Genomic DNA, 3,822 nt, shown 5'->3' on the forward strand with positions numbered 1-3,822 from the left:
GCGCCTCGTCGGTGAACGGCACCAGCCACGGGCCGATCGAGCCGGTGCGGTCGAAGTTCTTGCCCTGCGTGACGTTGAACTTGGCATGCCTCACCCAGTCGCGGATCGTGCCTTCGTTGCAGAGCGACAGCGCTGCTATATGGCCGAGCGCATCGGCCTCGGCGATCCGCCGGCCACCCTTGCCGATGACGATGACGATCTCGCCCTCATAGTCGAGCTGCGGCGATTCCGGCGGCCGCACCAGCGGCGCGCCATGGCCGACGAAGGAGCGCGGGAAGCGGATGAACAGCGACGGGTTGGAGGGTGCCGCCTGCCCGTCCTTATACTCCTCGTTGCGGTCCGGATAGTTGACCCCGACACAGATGATCTTCTCAGGCGAGGGGATGGGGATTTCGTAAGCGATATCCTCAACGCTGAAATCCGCGGCGAGGCCTTCGGCCTCTTCAGCGAGTTTACCGAGAGCGCCGGCTTCGATCACCTCGCGCAATGTCGGCCATTGCGCATGGCGCGCGGAAAGATCGACGACGCCTCTGTTCGTGATCGCGCCGTAGCGCGTCTTGCCGCCGACGGTGAATGTGGCGAGGCGCGCCATGCTCATGCTGAAACTCCGCTGTCATCGCAAAATATGAACTCAAGGCGCCACGATCGGCGAGGCGGCCAGGTCGGACTTTCGCGGCTCGACACCCGCAAACAGGCTGCCTTCCTCGAACCAGCTCTTCGGCGCCGCCGCGCCCCACAATGTCTGGCGCTGCGGATCCTTCAGGTCCCATTTGATCGGTTCGAGATCCGGATCGACGGTCTGGTAGTCCGAGCAATAGATCTCGATGCGGTGATTGTCGGGGTCGCGGACATAGAGGAAGAAGGCGTTGGATATGCCGTGCCGTCCCGGTCCGCGCTCGATGTTGCCGACATAGCCGGTGGTCGCCATCAGGTCGAGCAGGTCGATGATGTTGAGCGGGGTCGGCACCCAGAACGCCACATGATGCAGGCGCGGGCCGACGCCATTGGTGAAGGCGATGTCGTGCACGCCGCCTTTGCGGTGCGTCCAGGCGGCCCACAGCCTGCCGGTTTCGGCATCCTCGGTGTATTCGGTTACGCGGAAGCCGAGCTCGTTGTAGAAGGCCACCGATTCATCGACATTTGGCGAGAAGCAGTTGAAGTGGTCGATGCGCAGAGGCTTCACGCCCTTGTATAGCGCGTATTTCTGATGGATCGGCGGCAGCCGCTCCATCTTGGAATAGAATTCGAGCGGGATGCCATGCGGGTCGCGGGTGCGGAAGGTGCGCGACTGGTACGGCCGCTCAACCCATTCCACCGGCAGGCCCTTGGCCTTGAAGAAATGCTCCGCCTTGTCGAGGTCTTCGTCGGAGAACACCTTGAAGCCGAGCTCACGTGCCTCCGGCGTCGTTGCCTTGCGCAAGACGATGCAGTGATGGCCGCGTTCTTCCATGGCGCGCAGATAGATCGCGCCGCTGGTCTCGTCGGTCACCTGCAGTCCGAGCGTGTCGACATAGAAGGCGCGAGACTTCGCCAGATCGGTGACGGCGAGCTCGACATGGCTGAGTCGCACGATGTTGAAGGCAGGGTAGAGGTTGGGTTGGGGCAGGGCCATTGTGTGTCTCCGGTCAGCCGCCGAGCTTCTGGATCGAATGCGGCGCCGTGGCGAACGCGATGTTCTTGGTTTCCATGTAGAAGTCGAACGACCAGTCGCCGCCGTCGCGGCCGATGCCCGAGCTCTTGACGCCGCCGAACGGCGTCGGCAGGTGGCGCACATTCTCCGAGTTGACCCAAATCATGCCGGCCTCAAGCGCGTCGGTGAAGCGCAGCGCGCGGGTCACGTCCGAGGTCCAGAGATAGCCGGTCAGGCCGTATTGCGTGTCGTTGGCCAAAGCCAGCGCCTCGGCCTCGTCCTTGAACGGGATCGCGGTCAGCACCGGGCCGAAAATCTCTTCCTGGGCGATGCGCATCTTGTTCGTCGCGCCAATGAACAGGGTCGGGCTGACATAGCAGCCGCCGCCCGGGCCGGCGAACTTGCCGCCGCCGGCGGCAACCACCCCGCCCTCCGATTTGCCGATCTCGATGTAGGAAAGCACCTTCTCTTCGTGGACCGGATGAATCAGCGGACCGACCACTGTCTCGGGATCGAGCGGGTGGCCGATTTTGATGCGCCTGGCCTTCTCCGCGACTAGGTCGGTGAACTTGTCATGGATGGAGGCTTCGACCAGCAGGCGCGACGACGAGGTGCAGCGCTCGCCGTTCAGCGAATAGATCATGAAGACCGCCGCATCCGCGGCACGCTCAAGGTCTGCGTCGGCGAAGACGATGACCGGGTTCTTGCCGCCGAGCTCGAAATGCACGCGCTTCAGCGTTTCCGCACCTTGGCGCATGATCATCGAGCCGGTGCGGCTTTCGCCGACGAAGCCGATCGCCTTGATATCGGGATGTTCGGTCAGCGCGCGGCCGGCATCCTCGCCGAAACCGTTGACGAGGTTCCACACACCCTTGGGCAGGCCGGCTTCCTCGACGATCTCGACCAACAGCCTCGCGGTCAGCGGCGACAGTTCTGCGGGCTTGTGGACGACCGTGCAGCCGGCGGCCAGCGCCGGCGCGATCTTCCAGGTCGACAGCATGAACGGCGTGTTCCAGGGCGTGATCACGCCCACCGGGCCGATCGGCACGCGCGTCGTCATGTTGAGCTGGCCGGGACCTCTGAGCGAGCGGCCGTCACGCGCTTCCGGCGCGCGGTCGGCATAGAAGCGGAAATTCTCGGCGCCGCGCAGCGCTGCCTTGGCCATGAACTTCAGCGACTGGCCGGTGTCCATGCATTCGACGAAGGCGATCTCCTCGGCGCGCGCGACGATGGCGTCGGCGATCTTGTGCATGAGCTTCTTGCGCGCATCGCCGGAGATAGCCGCCCAGTCCTTGAAGGCGGCCTTCGCCGCCTTGGCGGCGCGATCGATGTCGGCGGCCTTGCCGCGGGCAACCTTGGCGATCGGCTTGAGGTCGATCGGCGAGATCGTCTCATAGGTCGAACCGTCCGCCGCCGGCACCGCCTCGCCGCCGATCTGGTTGAGCACGCCGCCCTTGCGGAAGCGTTCGAGATACGCCTCGGCTTTCCTCAAATTCTCGTCTAAAGCCGCCATGATTTCTTTCCTATTCTAGATCACTTGGCGCGCAGGCGCGGGTGGATGGCGTTCTTCTTCCAGCTGAGCTCCGCGTCGATCTCACGGATCTCCAGCGACAGCGCGAAATGCGGGGTAGCAAACAGCGATGCGAGATGATCGGTGACCGCGGCGAAGATCGCTTCGCCGGCGCTTTTCTTTTCCTCGGCACTGCGGCCCTTGCCGATGCGGAAATTCATGTCGATGAAGCCGTTCTCAGCCAACCGGTCGGCAATCGCATAGGCTTCGGCCCGGAAAGCACGCACGCGCACCGCGCCCGGCTCGAACAGGCCGGTCTCAAGGATGGTGCGCGAGACCAGCGCGCAGAGTTCGCCCATGTCGACCTTCGCGTCGAGATTGGCCGAGTATTCGATCGCCATATGGGGCAAGGGGGCTCCTCCACCTTGTAATTAACATGTGAATTACATCTTGACGGCGGAATGTCAAGCGTCGTTCTCTAGGCGTTGTGGCAACCGGGCGTCGGGATTGCCGGTCCCGTCAAAATCGCGGATATAGCTCGATAGCCGTCGAATTTTGTGCCGAGTCGCAAGCGAAAATTGCAATTGGAGACCTGACCTTGCTACCGCCCAGCACGCGCCGCTCCCTGCCGATGGCCCTGCTTCGCGCCCGCGAAGTGATCATGGCGCATTTCCGGCCGATG

At 63.5% G+C, this 3,822-nt stretch carries 4 protein-coding genes and 1 pseudogene; 1 reads left to right on the forward strand and 4 read right to left on the reverse strand.

Annotation, left to right across the window (positions count from 1 at the left end; all coding sequences use genetic code 11):
* From Q0L57_RS07780 to Q0L57_RS07795, 4 genes are all read right to left on the reverse strand, one after another.
* Positions 1 to 598 (reverse strand): fumarylacetoacetate hydrolase family protein (locus Q0L57_RS07780; protein ID WP_296740611.1); only part of this gene is annotated, 598 nt, incomplete at its 3' end.
* 33 nt (positions 599 to 631) lie between these two features.
* Positions 632 to 1,612 (reverse strand): 3,4-dihydroxyphenylacetate 2,3-dioxygenase, encoded by a 981-nt coding sequence (gene hpaD / locus Q0L57_RS07785; protein WP_296740614.1) that lies wholly within the window; start codon positions 1,610 to 1,612, stop codon positions 632 to 634.
* A 13-nt stretch (positions 1,613 to 1,625) separates the two neighbouring features.
* Positions 1,626 to 3,143 carry a 5-carboxymethyl-2-hydroxymuconate semialdehyde dehydrogenase gene (hpaE, locus tag Q0L57_RS07790; protein WP_296740617.1) on the reverse strand — a complete coding sequence of 506 codons (1,518 nt, stop codon included), beginning with the start codon at positions 3,141 to 3,143 and terminating at the stop codon, positions 1,626 to 1,628.
* A 20-nt stretch (positions 3,144 to 3,163) separates the two neighbouring features.
* Positions 3,164 to 3,550, reverse strand: coding sequence for a 5-carboxymethyl-2-hydroxymuconate Delta-isomerase (locus Q0L57_RS07795; RefSeq protein ID WP_296740621.1), 387 nt, complete (start codon positions 3,548 to 3,550; stop codon positions 3,164 to 3,166).
* Positions 3,551 to 3,738: 188 nt separating this feature from the next.
* On the opposite strand from Q0L57_RS07795, the pseudogene Q0L57_RS07800 reads away from it, so the two are divergent.
* Positions 3,739 to 3,822, forward strand: a pseudogene (locus Q0L57_RS07800) (homoprotocatechuate degradation operon regulator HpaR); the annotation flags it as partial.

This window comes from Mesorhizobium sp. (assembly GCF_024509055.1).
Classification (GTDB): Bacteria; Pseudomonadota; Alphaproteobacteria; order Rhizobiales; family Rhizobiaceae; genus Mesorhizobium.

Excerpts from the sequence above, each read along its gene's own strand:
- hpaD (WP_296740614.1), bottom strand. The coding sequence starts at position 1,612 with ATGGCCCTGCCCCAACCCAACCTCTACCCTGCCTTCAACATCGTGCGA.
- hpaE (WP_296740617.1), bottom strand. The coding sequence starts at position 3,143 with ATGGCGGCTTTAGACGAGAATTTGAGGAAAGCCGAGGCGTATCTCGAA.